The sequence below is a fragment of the Paenibacillus sp. J53TS2 genome (assembly GCF_018403305.1).
In the GTDB taxonomy this organism is placed as follows: domain Bacteria; phylum Bacillota; class Bacilli; order Paenibacillales; family Paenibacillaceae; genus Fontibacillus; species Fontibacillus rhizolycopersici.
The window spans coordinates 644,309-658,959 of the sequence record NZ_BOSK01000002.1 but is presented as its reverse complement, the minus strand read 5'-3'; the positions used below and the strand labels follow the sequence as shown (position 1 = coordinate 658,959).

The window sequence follows — 14,651 nt, the reverse complement described above, 5'->3', positions numbered from 1 at the left end:
ATGAGCGGAGATCTGTTTTTTGACCGGATCCCCCCGCAAAACCTAGAAGCTGAACAAGCGGTACTCGGGGCGGTACTGCTGCAATCGGAAGCGCTCATCTCCGCGATGGAGCGGGTGCGGACCGAGGATTTTTACGATAAGCCCCACCAATTGATCTTTGAAGCGATGGTTCAGTTGGGCGAGGAAGGCAAGCCGATCGACCTCGTCACGCTGACCTCGAAGCTGAAGGACCGCGGCGAACTCGAAGAGATCGGCGGCGTCAGCTATTTGGCCAAGCTGGCCCATGCCGTGCCGACGGCGGCCAACGTGGATTATTACGCACGGATCATTGAAGAGAAATCAATGCTGCGGCGGTTGATCCGTACGGCGACGCAAATCGTCAGCGACGGTTATTCCGGCGGCGAAGACGTGGCCGATATGCTCAGCGATGCCGAACGGCGCATTCTGGAGATTTCCAACCGCCGCTCGGGCAGCGGGTTTATCGCCATTCGCGACGTGCTGATGGAAGTGTTCGATCGCGTTGAGTTGCTGCATCAGAACCGCGGAACGACAACCGGGATTCCATCCGGATTCGTGGATTTGGATAGAATGACCGCGGGATTCCAGCGCAGCGACTTGATTATCGTAGCGGCGCGGCCATCCGTAGGTAAAACGGCTTTCGCCTTGAACATTGCGCAAAATGTGGCGGTGCGCGCTAAAGAGACCGTGGCGATCTTCAGTCTGGAGATGTCCGCGGCTCAGCTGGTACAGCGGATGATCTGCGCCGAAGCCAACCTTGACGCCAGCGTCATGCGTACCGGCGATTTCAAGAGCGATGACGACTGGTCAAAGCTGACGATGGGCATTGCGGCCTTGTCGGAAGCGGATATATATATCGATGACACTCCGGGGATCACCGTTGCCGATATCCGGGCGAAATGCCGCCGGCTCAAGAAGGAACGCGGCCTGGGCATGATCGTGATTGACTACCTGCAGTTGATTCAGGGCCGGGGCAAACCCGGCGAGAACCGGCAGCAGGAGGTCTCGGAAATTTCCCGGACGCTGAAGCAAATCGGCCGGGAGCTGGAAGTGCCTGTTATTGCTTTGTCTCAGTTAAGCCGGGGCGTCGAGCAGCGGCAGGACAAGCGTCCGATGATGTCCGACCTTCGGGAATCCGGTTCCATCGAGCAGGATGCCGATATCGTAGCGTTCCTGTACCGGGACGATTACTACAACCAGGAGACAGAGAAGAAGAACATCATCGAGATCATCATCGCGAAACAGCGGAACGGCCCGGTTGGGACGGTTGAGCTCGTCTTCTTGAAGAACTTCAACAAGTTCGCCAACTATGAGCGGGCTCATGCGGACGCCTTTGCGGGGTAGCCTAAGTACGGAACTTCTTCATATGGAACTCATCAATAATCGATCATCATCTAGCTATATCGGATTCTAAGGGCTGACCTAATGCGTCGCCCTTTTTTGCTGGATTCATGAATTAATTCCGAACATTTGTAAAATGCGATCGAATAATCGTTCGCTTTTTAATTTGACTTTGAAAATGGAGACTGTTAAACTGGTATTGCTGCGTTAAAGCGATAGATCAACTTCGGTTTGACGGCAGCGGAACGTTTGTTAGCGCGTACAACAGGTGTAATGTCGCATCGGCCTAAGGTTTGCAGGGAAGCATCAGCAATCGAACGGCTGTCTTTTGCAATGTTCAAATACAGGTGCTTGACGCACCGGGCGGGGGAATGTACATGTCAACGGTAGTCGTTGTGGGAACGCAATGGGGAGACGAAGGTAAAGGTAAAATCACGGATTTCTTGGCGGATAGCGCCGATGTGGTGGCCCGTTATCAAGGCGGTAACAACGCCGGTCACACCATTCTTATCGACGGCAAGAAGTACAAACTCACCTTGATTCCGTCAGGCATCTTCAATCAAAATAAACGTTGTGTTATTGGAAACGGGGTCGTCATCAATCCGGCGGCATTGATCGAGGAGATCAATTACGTGGAAGAGAACGGGTTCAGCGCGAAGAATTTGGTCATCAGCGACCGGGCCCACGTGATTTTGCCATATCATTTGGTCCTGGATGCTTTGGAGGAAGAACGCAAGGGCGAGAACAAGATTGGAACAACCAAGAAAGGGATCGGCCCGGCTTATATGGATAAGGCCTCCCGCAGCGGGATTCGGATTGCCGATTTGATGGATGCAGAGGAGTTCGAGGCGAAGCTGCGCCATGCAATGAAGGAGAAGAATCATCTGATCGAGACCGTCTATGGCGGCCAGCCTCTCGACGTGGAGGAAGTGCTGAAGCAGTACCTGGAATACGCAGAAATCATTCGTCCGTACGTAGCCGATACGTCGGTGATATTGAACGAAGCAATTGATGCGGGCGAGAAGGTATTGTTTGAAGGCGCGCAAGGCGTCATGCTCGACATCGACCAAGGGACGTATCCATTCGTGACCTCGTCCAATCCGTCGGCAGGCGGAGTCTGCAATGGCAGCGGCGTGGGTCCGACGAAAATCCACCAGATTATCGGCGTGGCTAAGGCGTACACAACTCGTGTCGGCGACGGCCCGTTCCCGACGGAGCTGTTCGACGAAGTTGGCCACATGATCCGCGAAACCGGCCACGAGTACGGGACCGTGACCGGGCGTCCGCGCCGGGTTGGCTGGTTCGACAGCGTCGTTGTCCGCCATACGCGCCGTGTCAGCGGGTTGACCGGGTTGTCCCTGAACTCGCTGGACGTTCTGACTGGGCTGAAAACCGTGAAGATCTGCACCGGGTATAAATACCGCGGCGAGATTATCACGCACTACCCGGCTAGTCTGAAAATGCTTGCCGAATGCGAAGCGGTGTACGAAGAAATGCCGGGCTGGTCGGAGGACATTTCCGGGGCGAAAACGCTGGAGGATCTCCCCGAGACCACCCGCAATTACGTCAATCGCGTATCCGAGTTGACTGGTGTACCGATCGCGATTTTCTCGGTCGGCCGCAACCGCAGCCAAACGAATCAAGTGCTGCCGATCTACGAATAAGCAAACCTTAGACTATGAACCTATAGGAGCCGCCGATAGAGGATGGAAACATCGCGCTGTCGACGGCTTCTTTTTCTAGTTTTGCCTACTAAACCAAGGTTGAAATCGGGTTTCTCCGTCCATACTGAAGGTTGAGAGACTAGATTCTTAGGCAGTAGGAGGATAAAACGATGAAATGGCTCGGATGGATCTTGAAATTATGCGTAACGATTGTAGCGGTCAGTCTATTGACCGTTGCCACGACGGGATATATCGTCAATTCGTACATCCAATCGCTTATGAGCAGTTATAACCTGCCGGTCACCGGACAGGCTCCCGGCTTTGGTGGGATCATGAAGGGGATGTTGGGGTTCGGTAAGGATTCAGACCGTACCGGTCAGGTAGAGGGGGAAACCGATCCAGGGGATAACGCAGACAAAGTCGACAGTAGCTCCGTCGCCGACGCCGACTCGAACAAGACCGGGGACAATTCGACAGATCCGTCCGGCGGTGGTGGAGAGAAGAACGGGACTCCCAGTGGTAAGACGTCGGAGACTAGCGGGAATCCCCCGTCCGGGAGTACGGGCAAGGATGCCAACGAAACGGATCCGAATGGGAATGCGCCGGAGGACGCTTTGCCGGTCATGGGCGGAATGAGTGCCGGCGATGCCTTAGGCGAGGACCAGCAAGTCGTGGTGACGCCGGATGATCTCGTCGCCAAGAAGGAGGAACTGCCCGATAAGCAGAAGGAGGAGATTTTTGCGATCCTCATGAAGAAGCTGCCGCAGGAGGAGATGCAAATTTTAACCGTCGCTTTAGAGGGCGGACTGACCGAGACGGAGATGATGAACATCGAGCAAATGCTATCTAAACATCTGGACAAGACGGAATATGCCAAGGTCATGGAATTGTTAAAAAAGTAACGCCAAACCCCCGGTCTACAGGGAATGTCAGCGTTAACATTCACAGGATTGTAAATTAAAAAAAACGGCCGAGATGCCGCTGAATTCGCGATAACCCGCTTCGTTAAGCGGGTTGTTTGCATTTTGGCCCAAGGTTGAAATCCCTTGCTGGGCTGTGTTAAAGTTAACAATAGCGGTAAAAGGTTAAAATTTTGAAACCATTTTAAGTCGAATCGAGTCGATGAATAAAGGAGATCGGTATGAAAGGTTTTACGGGAAAACGTTGGCAGCTGTGGCGCGGAGAAAACTCTCGAACGCAGGAGCAACACAGCCGCCCGGAAAACGATTCAGAGATATCCGAAGCAGAGAATGGGCGGAAATGGCCCCATCTTCTTAAATCCCGCAAGGTCGCCCTGGCAGGGGCAGCGGTGGTATTGATCGCCGGTACGGTTTATTTGGCAGGGCAGCAATATGTCAAAGCCAATACGGTAGCTTATTACCGGGTTTATGTCGGCGGGAAGGAAATTGGCACGATCGCGAGCGAATCGCAATTACAGGCTCTGATTAAGCGCAAAGAGCAAGAATATAAACAGAAGTACCCGGAAGTGGAGATGGCGGTGAATACCGAGGACATTACCACCAAACCGGAGCAGGCCTACAAAGCGGAAGTCGATGCGGATTCGACACTCAATGAGCTGTACGGGATGTTGACCGGCTATGCCAAAGGCGTTGAGCTGAAGGTGGACGGCAAAGTGATTGCTGTCGTGAAGGATCAGGAGGCGGCACGGGAAGTGCTGGACCGGGTCAAAACGCAATATGCACCGGATGTGGCAGCCAGCACGCTGGCAGCGAAAGTAAAACGCACCGGAGGCAGCGCGACGGCGGGGGCCAAAACAAAGGCATCCAACACGACGCTGGAAACGGTGGAAATCGCCGAAGAGGTGGCGCAGGGTGAGATCAAATCAGATCCGAACAAGGTACTGAGCCCTGAGGAGGCTGTACGTAAGATTCTTCAGGGAGACGAGGAAGCCATTCAATATGAGGTACAGGAAGGGGACTCGATCTCGTCGATTGCGGCCCGTTTTGATGTGTCTCAGAAGGAGTTGTTCGCAAACAATCCCGGGATTGAAGAGCTGACGCTGCAGATTGGAACGTTGCTGAATGTGAAGGCGGTCCAACCGGCGCTGACGGTTCGCACCGTGGAGCATGTGACGGAAGAGATCATCACCGAACCGCAGGTGGTCGTCAAGACGAACGCCAGCATGCGATCTGGAGAGACCAAGGTCGTCTCGCCGGGGAGCAGCGGCCTGAAAACGATGGAGTATCGGATCACGAAGGAAAACGGCATGGTCGTGGATGAAGAATGGTTAGGCCAGGAGGTCACCAAGAAATCGTCGCCGAAGATCGTCGTGCGCGGCACGAAGGTCGTGCTGGGCGAAGGTTCCGGGCAGTTTGCCTGGCCGGTATCCAGCGCCAAGATGACAAGCAGCTATGGCGAGCGCTGGGGGCGGACGCATAAAGGCGTTGACCTCGTGTCCTCGAAACGCAATATCCTCGCCGCCGATGACGGGGTGGTCTCTTTTGTCGGGACGAAGACGGGCTACGGCAACTGCATCATCATCGATCACAAGAACGGGTATGAGACGCTGTATGGCCATTTAAGCAAGATCAGCGTGAAGAAAGGGCAAGTCGTCGAGAAGGGCGACAAGATCGGCGTCATGGGCAACACCGGGCGCTCAACCGGCACGCATCTTCATTTCGAGATTCATAAGAACGGCAGCATTCAGAACCCGATGAAGTATCTATAAGATATAAGATCAGTCCCGCAACCCGTGAGGGAGGCGGGTTTTTTTTGCCTCAACCCTTATTTACCCCGAAATAGGTGCTGTCAATCGTTACCGGATCGGCGGATAGCTGATGCGGCGTCAGATATGGTAAGATAGAGGGAGCAAAAGCCCATGGCTGAAAGTTGGGGTGAACGAAGTCATGCAAGGAAAAATTCTGGTCGTGGATGATGAGAAACCCATTGCGGATATTTTGAAATTTAATTTGGAAAAAGAGGGTTACGAGGTCGTTCTCGCCTTCGACGGGATTGAGGCCACTCGACTCGCGTTCTCCGAGCAACCGGATCTGATCCTGCTCGATTTGATGTTGCCCGGCAAGGACGGGATGGACGTGTGCCGGGAGGTGCGGGCGAAGCTCGAAACGCCGATCATCATGCTGACGGCCAAGGACGGGGAGATCGACAAGGTGCTGGGGCTGGAACTGGGCGCCGACGACTACGTCACGAAGCCGTTCAGTACGCGGGAACTGTTGGCTCGGGTGAAGGCGCAGATGCGCCGTCAGCAGAAGGCGGCGGCGACCGAAGGTGCGGAGGAGACAAAGCAAGGCATCAGCTTATTTGAGCTGTTCATCGATACGGACATGTACACGGTCCATAAGAACGGCGAACCGCTGGACCTGACGCACCGGGAGTTCGAGCTCGTGCATTACCTGGTTAAGAACGCCGGGAAAGTGATGACGCGTGAACACCTGCTGCAGGCGGTATGGGGCTTCGAGTATTTTGGCGATGTTCGTACGGTGGACGTGACGATTCGCCGGCTGCGCGAGAAGATCGAGAAGGATCCGAGCAAGCCGGAATACATTTTGACGCGGCGGGGATTGGGGTACATGATGCGTAGCTCCAAGGCAGGTGGACTCTAGAATGAATCTGCCCTCTTTTTTTCGCACCATCCAGGCCAAACTGATCATCATCTACGTGCTCCTCATCCTGATCGCGATGCAGTTGATCGGGGTGTATTTCGTGAGCGCGATGAAGACCTCGCTGACCAGCAACTTCACGAAGGAGCTGCAGGAGCGGGCGGAGCTGCTCTCTGTGCTGGCGGCGCAAAACCTGGGCGTGACTGGAGAGTCGGCGGAAGAATCGATGGAGAATTTGCGCGTGCTGGTGAACAACCTGTTTAACATCGGCGGGGCTGAAATTCAGGTGCTTGATGCGAGCGGCAAGGTGTTGACGACGTCCAAGCCGTCCCACGCCGATTACGTGGGCACGAAGAACACGCAGACGGTCGTGAGCCGGGCCCTGCAAGGCATCCGCGACAACGAGGAATATATCATCGATGAGGATAACGTCCGGAAGAAGGTCGTCGCCAAGCCGGTGGTCAGCAGTGGAAAAATCGTCGGCGCGATCTACATCGCGGCGTCGATGAGCGAGCTGTACAGTACGATGGAGCGGATTAATAATATATTTATTTCCGGGATCTTGCTGGCGCTGGGGCTGACGGCGGTGCTTGGCGTCATCTTAGCGCATACGATCACCTCGCCGATTAAGGAGCTGACCCGGCGTGCCACGGCGGTGGCCGAAGGGGAGTTCCACCAGAAAATGCCCGTGCTTGGCAACGATGAGATCGGGCAGCTCAGTAAGGCATTTAACTATATGACCAGCCGACTTCGCGATGCGCTGGCGCAGAACGAGGAAGAGAAGGAGAAGCTCGCCTCGATCCTCACGAACATGAGCGACGGAGTGATCGCGACCGACGAGACCGGACGGGTCATCTTGATGAACCGGCGAGCGAGCGAGATGCTGGGGACACCGGATACGGCGCTCGACCGGGCCGATATCATGTCGCTGATGAACCTGCCGGAAGAGGAACGGGATGTGCTGGAGCAAGGGACGATGCACTCAACGATTCTCGAAAATACCGGGCCGGACGGCGATGTTTTCCTCATCCGGGTGACGTTTACGCCGATTCATCGGCGGGAAATCGGGATCATCGGCACGATCGCCGTGCTTCAGGACGTCACCGAGCAGGAGAAGCTGGAGGCCTCGCGGCGGGAGTTCGTGGCCAACGTGTCGCATGAGTTGCGGACGCCGCTGACGACGATCAAGAGCTATACGGAAGCGCTGGAGGACGGCGCAATGGAGGATTCGGAGCTTGGGCCGCGGTTCGTGTCTGTGATTCAGAATCAGACCGAGCGGATGATCCGCCTCGTCACCGACCTGCTGCACCTGTCTCGCTTCGATTCCCAAGAGGCCGAACTTCGTAAGCAACCGACGAACGTGATGGAGATGCTGGAGGATGTGGCGGATCGATTTTCTTTTCAGATGCAGGAGAAAGGGATCAAGCCAACGCTGTTTATCGCCAGTGACGTGGATACGGCTTGGATCGACCGTGACCAGATCGACCAGGTGCTGGACAACCTGATCTCCAATGCGATGAAGTACACGCCGGAAGGCGGCACTATCACACTGGAAGCACACTTGACCGATGATCGCCAGTTGGCGATTTCGGTACAGGATACCGGGATCGGGATTCCTAAGAAGGATCTGGACCGGATTTTTGAACGGTTTTATCGCGTCGATAAGGCGCGTTCTCGGAATATGGGCGGGACGGGCTTGGGATTGTCCATTGCCCGGGAAATTGTGCGCGCCCACGGCGGAACCATATCTCTGCAATCGGAATTCGGCAAAGGCACCAAGGTGACCTTTACGCTGCCGGCAGAGAAGCAAGGAGGCGAAGCGCGATGAAGGAAAGGGTCAAATCGCTGGCGCTGGCCTTGCTGGTCGCGTGCAGCCTGGTACAGAGTTATTTCCTGATCTATCAATTGCCGGGCAGCAATCCGGTGGTCAAATCGGAGAGCGACTACATCCGTACGGAGAATATGGGGACGACCCAGGAGGCCGATGTGATGCTCTTTCCGGCGCAAATTGCCGTACATATGGGCGAGGAGCGGCACACCGTGTTTTACCCGGATTCGACGTTTTACAATCTGATTTACAACCGGCTGAAGGGCCGTCAGTTCGAAGGTTTCCAGCGGTATGACATCGACAATATCCAGTGGTCGGACATTCGCAGCAAAGATATCGGCGTGGAGCTGGAATTTGGAGGAGGCGTGCCAGTGCAGCTCCTGCAGAAGGTCATGCAGATAGCGCCGGACCCGCTGTTTGACGCGGAGAACGTCAACCGGCTGCTGATCTTCAACACGGGAACCGATGACCAGGTGCGCGTCTTTTTCTTTAGCTCTCGGGGTGACGTCGTGTACGAAGCGACCAAAGCCGACTTGACGGTGCAGGACGTCCAGCAGCAGGTCGACTTCGGAAAGGACTGGGTGCCATATACGTTGACGGACGGCTACTACGTTCCTGAGGAGCCGATCGATCTGGTGGAAACCGGCTTGAACATTGGGTTATATACCACAGAGCAGATGCAGAGTTTGTTCTTTGATCCGAGCATCACCCGTTATATCCGGGAAAAAGACGGCTCCGAGATTTACACAGACAGTAAACGCAGCCTTCAAGTCAAACAAAACCGGAACTGGATCAATTACACCGATCCAGCCGCCCCCTCGGCTGGCGAGAACAGTCCTAGCAAAAACGTGCTGTCATCGATTGACTTCGTTAACCAGCACGGCGGCTGGAATGGGAAGTACCGGTTAGAGCAGACGAGCGAAGGCATCGAGGAAAACCAGCAACGGGTCGTGTTCCAACAGTATTACGGGACTGGGCAGTTTGGCGCATTCCCGATCATCGACTTGCCGACGTTCCATTATGGGGCGATCACGCTCGAGATGCGCCAAGGTACGATCGCCGGATATGAGCGTTCGTTGATCTACGGCTCCGGCGGCAACTGGGAGAAGAAAGTTGTCTCCCTGCCGGGCGGCAAGGCGCTTCGTGAGCAAATTGCAGCGCTTCGGGCGGAGGCCGGCATCGCCGGGTTGTACCCGGCGTACTTGCCGTCGCTCACTGAAAAGGGCCTGCTGCTGAAGCCAACTTGGGTCGTCGAGCTCAGCAATGGCGCGACCCGGGTACTCAGCTTGGGCGCTGTGGAGAAGACCGAGGCGGGTGTGAATGAGGGTGCCAGCGTAGGCGGGGATGTTGGCGTTGATGCTGGTGGTAACGCTGGTGCCGGTGCTAATGGGAATGCTGCTGCAAATGATGCTGCAAATGCAAACGAGTAACTTAGTCATTTCGTAGCCTCTTCCACGTCAAACGTTACTTTTTAACGGACTCAGGAGGCGCTATTGGGCCAAAGTTTGGGGGATCTTCGTGCTAACGGACCCAGGAGACCTTATTCGGCTGGGTCGAGCCCAATTTGTTTCGATAGAGTGCGAATAGGGTCACTGGAGTCCGTTAGGCTGGGATATCGACGGGAAATACACCATTAACGTCACTACGGTCCGTTACGTCACGTTTCGGTACGGTATGAGAGAATCGAATCTATACGAAAGGGGGACGAACCATGGATTGGGGTCGGGCGAAAAACGTATTGATTTACGCCTTTTTGCTGTTGAATCTGGTGCTGGGTTATCAGCTGTGGAACGATCTGCGCGAGCAGGCCGACTCCAACCTGGATATCACCGCCCTGGAGAATAATACGCAGCAAGCGATGGACGAGAAGAACATTCGTGTGCTTGCCAAGATTCCGATGGAAACGCCGGAGCTGCCGAAGATCGCCTACCGGTTCGTGGACGATTCGCAAAGCGGTAAACTGACCGACCTGTCGGTGCCGGTTGATAGCAGGCTGATTTTTACGCCGAGGGATTTGGCGGCTGCACTGAAGGCGAGCTTGCCGGACATCAGCGATTATCGATATGACGAAGTGGCGAGCAGTTCAGACGTGTTTGTGTTGCATCCTTTGGTCGACGGGAAATGGCCGCTTTTCAAAATTGAGCTAAAACTGTTCAATAGCAATCAGAAGATCATTTCGTACCAGCGCCGGGCGATTGAGATCACCTATCCGGAGGAGGAGAAGCCGCAACGCGTGCTGTCCGCCTCGAAAGCGCTAGGGAACCTGATCGAGAACTTCCTTCCGGAAGGCTCGGTCGTTACGGAAGTGGAGTTGGGCTATTACGGCGAGGTGTTCGATTCGGATGCTCATCTGCCGGCCGCGCCGGCATGGAGGTTTATGCTGGAGAGCGGCAAGGAGTATTACGTGCAAGGCATCAGCGGCGATGTCATCAGTCCGAACACAGAGAAAACGAAGGAGTAATGGGAGATTATGGGGATACGATTTTCGGTGCTGTCGAGTGGTTCGACGGGCAATGCAACGTTAGTTGCGAACGGGGAAGTCACGCTGATGGTCGATGCCGGCTTTAGTGCCAAACGCATCGATGAGCTGATGATGGAGCGCGGGGTGACCGGGCAGGAACTGACGGGAATTCTGGTTACGCATGAGCATTCGGACCATATCAAGGGCCTAGGCGCGGTGGCGCGAAAATACAATCTGCCGATCTATGCAAACGAGAAGACGTGGGCCGCTATGGAAAAAGCAATCGGGAACCTCGCGGACGACCAGCGCTGCATCTTGGGTACCGGGGATACTCGCGATTTCGGCTCGCTCCGCGTGGAGTCGTTTGCCATCTCGCATGATGCTGCCGAGCCGGTGGGCTACAACTTTTACGATGGCAAGGAGAAGCTGAGCGTATGTACCGACCTCGGCTACGCCAGCGACAAGGTGAAGGAAGCGATCTGCGACGCTGACGTGTTGGTGCTCGAGGCGAATCATGATATCGAGATGCTGCGGATGGGACGTTACCCGTGGAACATCAAACGCCGCATTCTCGGCGACCTGGGACACTTGTCCAACGATGCAACCGGCGAGTTGATGAGCGAGATCTTGAACGGCCGCCTGAAGCGGACGTATCTGGCTCACCTTAGTCGCGAGCACAATATGCTCGACTTGGCCAAGATGTCCGTTCGCGGCTCCATGGAAGACCGCGGCTGCTTCTTCCGGGACAGCGAGTTCAAGCTTTGCGAAACGTATTACGACCGGCCCACGCCGTGGGATGTGTTGAGCGAGCGGTAGGTGGCGGCGGGAGGGGGCCGTTTGATGTTTTGGAACCCGCCTAGGTTGGGCTAGCGTGTATATGTGGACTCATTCGTTGAATTATATATGATTTTTCGAATACAATGTGCTGCGGATGGAACCAAATTTGAAATTGTATACGATATTTCATATAGATTCTGGCCGATTGACCTTCTGGGACGAGAATGTGTATGAAAATTCGAATACATTCCGTTGAAAACGGCATAAACGGTGAAATGTATTCGGTTTTTCGCATACATTTATAGATTCTGACAAGCAAACCGCCCGGGGATGGCGAACCCCGGGCGGTATTTATTATGCTATAGTTCCCACCCCGGCAAATACGCCTTGGTGTTATTCAGCATCGTCGTGAACAGCTCCTCCGCTTGGTTCGGCGTGAGGCCGGAAAGCAGCGGGTCGTTCAGGAACGCGCGGTAGGCCAGATCGCGGTCTTTGTTGATAGCCGCCTTGAGGATGGCCTCCTGGTTGTAGACATGACGGGTGACGAGATTGTTGATGTCCTCCGGCAGGCTGCCCGCCAGCACGGGCTGGACGCTGTCCGCGCCAAACACGGCGTTCGTCTCGACGACGGCGTTCAGCGGCAGTGAGGTCATCTGGCCGCGGTTCGGCAGATTGACGTTGGTGATCATCGGGGCGCTAGCGCCGGTTAAGCTGCGCAACATGGCAATGCCTTCCTCGCCGCTGGATTTGAGCGAGAACGACTCCTCGCCGGCAACAAGCCGGCGGCTGCGCTCGCGCAGCTTCTGCAGATTGTCGATCCGCCAGGCCACGGTCGTCAGACCGAATTTCCACTGCTTCACGTGCTCGGGGCTTCGCAGATACCATGTGTTCGGCATGAATTCGGCCAAATGGCGGTCACCGGCGGCGGCAATCAGGCCGAAGCGGCGGAACAGGTCGAAATGGATGCGGTTCGCCGAGGTGAAGCTGTTGTTCATCCAGTGGTCTTTTTGACCATGGGCACTAAAGCCTTCTTCAGCATACTTCTCTGCGAAAGCCCGGTAGATCGGGAACAGGTCGGTACCGCGATAGGAAGCCCGGTCCAGCCAGGTGAAATGGTTGATCCCCAGCACGTTCACTTCGATATCTTGGCGGCGGACATCGGTCAGCCCCTCCATCTCCTGCAGCATCTCGGCGAGCAGCTCTTGCGTGCCGAAGACCTCATGGCAGCAGCCGAAGGCTTTGATGCCCGGAAAGACCTTGTACAAGGTGCGGGTCAGCACGCTCATCGGGTTCGTGTAGTTGATGACCCAAGCGTTTGGCGCATGGTCGCGGATCGCTTCGGCGATCTCCACGTACATCGGGATGCTGCGCATCGCGCGAATCGCGCCGCCCGGGCCGACGGTATCGCCAACGGATTGGTAGACGCCGTAAGCTTCCGGCGTATGTACGTCCGATCGCATTTCCTCGAACGTTCCGGGAAGGATGGAGATGATCACAAAGTCGGCGCCCTTCAGCGCTTCCGGCAGCGTCGGTACCGCCTCGTAACGCCAACATCCGACCGCATCAGGATGATTTTGCAAGCGGTTACCAATCACTTCATTCGCTTGCGCCGCTGCTAAGTCGATATCGTATAAGGCCACATGCCCCGAAAGCGCCGGTTCCAAAGCCAAGTCGCTCATCAGTCCCCACGCCCAGCCGCGCGAGCCGCCGCCAATATAGGCGATTTTCAAGTTTTTGACCGTTGTTGCTTCTTGCATATCTCGTTCACTCCCCTTGAATGATGTTACAATAAACATAGAGCAATAATAGAAAAGTTACCGCACGAATTTTGTTAATTTGAGCTGTTAGTCTACATTTTTTGCTGTTAATTAAACGAGGGGGTTAGCGATTTGACGATGGAGGGGCAGTTGGCGCCGATTCGCCGGATGCTGTTCATTGAGGCGGCGAAGCAGCCGGGACGGTTCTCGATGGAGGGGGAGCATTTTCACGATGCGTGGGAAATTTATTATCTCGTGTCCGGGGAACGGTGTTATTTCATCAAGGATCAAATCTACCGCATTTGCGCGGGCGACCTCGTGCTGATCCCGGTCAACGTGCTGCATAAAACTTCCCCGTCCGGGAAGCTGTCGCAATCCCATGAGCGGTTGCTGGTGAACTTCCGCACAGAGGCGGTGAGTATGTTGCTTCCCGGAAGGGAGGAAGAGCTGGAGCAGCTCTTCGAACGGTATCCGGTTCTGCGTTTAAGCACCGAAGAGCAACATCTCGTGCAGCCGCTTTTGGCCCGTATGCTGACGGAGCAGAAGCAGCAGGCGAGCGGGTATGAGGAGTATGGCCGCCTGCTGCTGGCCGAACTGCTGCTCAACCTGCTCCGCATGGCGCAGGGACGGCCAACCCACGATGGGGAAGAGGGAGGCGGGAAGCGCCCTTACCGGGAAATCTCCGAAGTCGCCCGCTACATCAATGCGCATTACGAAGAGAATCTAAGCCTCGGCGAGCTGGCCGGCCGTTTCCACCTCAGTCCCTATTACCTGAGTCATATTTTCCCCCGGGTCACGGGGCTAACGCTGGTCGCCTATATCAACCGTGTCCGCATCGAGGAAGCCTGTACGCTGTTGGGTGAGACGGAGCTGCCCGTGACCGATATCGCGTATCGCGTCGGCTACCAAAGCGTGACCCACTTCGGCCGTGTATTCAAGAAGTCCAAGGCGGTCTCGCCGCAAAGCTACCGGCGGGAGCAGAGGATGTTTAGCGGCGGGCATACGGCGCTAAAGGGCTGAATGCAGCCGTAGGGGCTATGACAGCGAGGATCACAGGAGAGGTACTAATGAGGTGGAAAGGGCCGAATGGGATCTAAAGCTCTGTGCATGTAGTGAGCGCATGGATTGTAAGTTAGATGCAGGTTTGGCTCAGTTAAAATCCGAAGGGAATACTCGAGAGTAGCTCCGTCCTCAGAAATGAGTCAGATCGCGGAAATGTTGCAT

Annotated in this window: 11 protein-coding genes; 10 read left to right on the top strand and 1 reads right to left on the bottom strand. The window is 55.4% G+C overall.

The genetic code is table 11. From position 1 onward, the window contains the following. From dnaB to KJS42_RS07630, 9 genes are all read left to right on the top strand, one after another. Window positions 1-1,362, top strand: coding sequence for a replicative DNA helicase (gene dnaB, locus KJS42_RS07670; RefSeq protein WP_155604547.1), 1,362 nt, complete (start codon window positions 1-3; stop codon window positions 1,360-1,362). A 374-nt stretch (window positions 1,363-1,736) separates the two neighbouring features. Next, window positions 1,737-3,023 carry an adenylosuccinate synthase gene (locus KJS42_RS07665; RefSeq protein ID WP_155604548.1) on the top strand — a complete coding sequence of 429 codons (1,287 nt, stop codon included), beginning with the start codon at window positions 1,737-1,739 and terminating at the stop codon, window positions 3,021-3,023. Window positions 3,024-3,193: 170 nt separating this feature from the next. Beyond that, window positions 3,194-3,925, top strand: a complete 732-nt coding sequence (locus KJS42_RS07660) for a hypothetical protein (protein ID WP_213622506.1) — start codon at window positions 3,194-3,196, stop codon at window positions 3,923-3,925. A gap of 239 nt (window positions 3,926-4,164) precedes the next feature. After that, entirely contained in the window at window positions 4,165-5,712 is a 1,548-nt protein-coding gene (locus tag KJS42_RS07655; RefSeq protein ID WP_213622505.1) for a M23 family metallopeptidase, read from the top strand. A 178-nt stretch (window positions 5,713-5,890) separates the two neighbouring features. Continuing rightward, the gene (gene yycF, locus KJS42_RS07650; RefSeq protein ID WP_155604551.1) at window positions 5,891-6,607 is read left to right on the top strand and encodes a response regulator YycF; all 717 of its coding nucleotides are present in this window, start codon (window positions 5,891-5,893) and stop codon (window positions 6,605-6,607) included. Window position 6,608: 1 nt separating this feature from the next. Next, entirely contained in the window at window positions 6,609-8,432 is a 1,824-nt protein-coding gene (walK, locus tag KJS42_RS07645; protein ID WP_155604552.1) for a cell wall metabolism sensor histidine kinase WalK, read from the top strand. Beyond that, complete coding sequence (locus KJS42_RS07640; RefSeq protein WP_244868411.1) at window positions 8,429-9,862, top strand: YycH family regulatory protein; 1,434 nt, start codon at window positions 8,429-8,431, stop codon at window positions 9,860-9,862. Before walK ends, KJS42_RS07640 begins: the two co-directional genes overlap by 4 nt. Before the next feature lie 281 nt (window positions 9,863-10,143). After that, window positions 10,144-10,893, top strand: coding sequence for a two-component system regulatory protein YycI (gene yycI / locus KJS42_RS07635; protein WP_213622504.1), 750 nt, complete (start codon window positions 10,144-10,146; stop codon window positions 10,891-10,893). Window positions 10,894-10,902: 9 nt separating this feature from the next. Beyond that, window positions 10,903-11,709 (top strand): MBL fold metallo-hydrolase, encoded by an 807-nt coding sequence (locus KJS42_RS07630; protein WP_155604554.1) that lies wholly within the window; start codon window positions 10,903-10,905, stop codon window positions 11,707-11,709. 320 nt (window positions 11,710-12,029) lie between these two features. On the opposite strand, the gene KJS42_RS07625 is transcribed toward KJS42_RS07630, so the two are convergent. Then, window positions 12,030-13,427 carry a family 4 glycosyl hydrolase gene (locus tag KJS42_RS07625; RefSeq protein ID WP_213622503.1) on the bottom strand — a complete coding sequence of 466 codons (1,398 nt, stop codon included), beginning with the start codon at window positions 13,425-13,427 and terminating at the stop codon, window positions 12,030-12,032. 138 nt (window positions 13,428-13,565) lie between these two features. Here KJS42_RS07625 and KJS42_RS07620 point away from each other — a divergent pair, with 138 nt between their 5' ends. Further along, complete coding sequence (locus KJS42_RS07620) at window positions 13,566-14,447, top strand: AraC family transcriptional regulator (protein WP_239483878.1); 882 nt, start codon at window positions 13,566-13,568, stop codon at window positions 14,445-14,447. Window positions 14,448-14,651 lie beyond the last annotated feature (204 nt).

What these genes read in the sequence shown, in the direction of transcription:
- KJS42_RS07620 (WP_239483878.1), top strand. Translation starts at nt 13,566, where the DNA reads ATGGAGGGGCAGTTGGCGCCGATTCGCCGGATGCTGTTCATTGAGGCG.
- KJS42_RS07665 (WP_155604548.1), top strand. Translation starts at nt 1,737, where the DNA reads ATGTCAACGGTAGTCGTTGTGGGAACGCAATGGGGAGACGAAGGTAAA.
- KJS42_RS07660 (WP_213622506.1), top strand. Translation starts at nt 3,194, where the DNA reads ATGAAATGGCTCGGATGGATCTTGAAATTATGCGTAACGATTGTAGCG.
- KJS42_RS07625 (WP_213622503.1), bottom strand. Translation starts at nt 13,427, where the DNA reads ATGCAAGAAGCAACAACGGTCAAAAACTTGAAAATCGCCTATATTGGC.
- yycI (WP_213622504.1), top strand. Translation starts at nt 10,144, where the DNA reads ATGGATTGGGGTCGGGCGAAAAACGTATTGATTTACGCCTTTTTGCTG.
- KJS42_RS07640 (WP_244868411.1), top strand. Translation starts at nt 8,429, where the DNA reads ATGAAGGAAAGGGTCAAATCGCTGGCGCTGGCCTTGCTGGTCGCGTGC.
- KJS42_RS07630 (WP_155604554.1), top strand. Translation starts at nt 10,903, where the DNA reads ATGGGGATACGATTTTCGGTGCTGTCGAGTGGTTCGACGGGCAATGCA.
- yycF (WP_155604551.1), top strand. Translation starts at nt 5,891, where the DNA reads ATGCAAGGAAAAATTCTGGTCGTGGATGATGAGAAACCCATTGCGGAT.
- walK (WP_155604552.1), top strand. Translation starts at nt 6,609, where the DNA reads ATGAATCTGCCCTCTTTTTTTCGCACCATCCAGGCCAAACTGATCATC.
- dnaB (WP_155604547.1), top strand. Translation starts at nt 1, where the DNA reads ATGAGCGGAGATCTGTTTTTTGACCGGATCCCCCCGCAAAACCTAGAA.
- KJS42_RS07655 (WP_213622505.1), top strand. Translation starts at nt 4,165, where the DNA reads ATGAAAGGTTTTACGGGAAAACGTTGGCAGCTGTGGCGCGGAGAAAAC.